Source organism: Rhodoferax ferrireducens (genome assembly GCF_003347515.1).
Taxonomy (GTDB): domain Bacteria; phylum Pseudomonadota; class Gammaproteobacteria; order Burkholderiales; family Burkholderiaceae_C; genus Rhodoferax.
The window spans coordinates 1-765 of sequence record NZ_QEII01000158.1 but is presented as its reverse complement, the minus strand read 5'-3'; the positions used below and the strand labels follow the sequence as shown (position 1 = coordinate 765).

At 64.7% G+C, this 765-nt stretch carries 1 protein-coding gene; it reads left to right on the top strand.

The annotated features are described in order from the left end of the window. Positions 1 to 49: 49 nt before the first annotated feature. On the top strand, positions 50 to 765 hold a 716-nt coding region (locus C5P05_RS00825; RefSeq protein ID WP_157979162.1), incomplete at its 3' end, for an electron transfer flavoprotein subunit alpha/FixB family protein.

Sequence of the window (765 nt, the reverse complement as noted above, 5' to 3'; positions counted from 1 at the left end):
TGGTGGACAAACTCAAGAACGAAGCCAAGGTCATCTGAGGAGCACAAACATGACATCACTCGTAATTGCCGAACACGACAACGCGACTATCAAGGTCGCCACCCTCAACACCGTGACCGCCGCGCTCCAATGCGGCGGTGAGGTGCATGTGCTGGTCGCCGGTGCCAACGCCGCCGCGGCGGCTGCAGCCGCAGCCCAGATCACGGGCGTGAGCAAGGTCTTGCACGCCGACAGCGACGCTTTCGCCCACGGCCTGGCTGAAAACGTCGCCGCCCAAGTGCTGGCGCTGGCCAGCAGCTACAGCCATATCCTGTTCCCGGCCACCGCTTCCGGCAAAAACATTGCCCCGCGCGTCGCCGCCAAACTGGATGTGGGCCAGATCTCGGATGTGACCAAGGTCGACAGCCCAGACACCTTCGAGCGCCCGATCTACGCCGGCAACGCCATTGCCATCGTGCAAAGCCTGGACGCGATCAAGGTCATCACCGTGCGCACCACCGGCTTTGACGCGACCCCCGCCAGCGGTGGCACTGCCATCGTGGAAAGTGTGACGGCGGTTGCCGCCAGCGACAAAGCCACGTTTGTCGGCAGCGAAATCGCCAAGAACGACCGCCCCGAGCTGACCGCCGCCAAGATCATCGTCTCCGGTGGCCGGGCCCTGGGTTCACACGACAAGTTCATGGAAATCATGACGCCGCTGGCCGACAAGCTCGGCGCCGCCATGGGGGCTTCGCGCGCCGCCGTGGACGCGGGCTACGCGCCGAA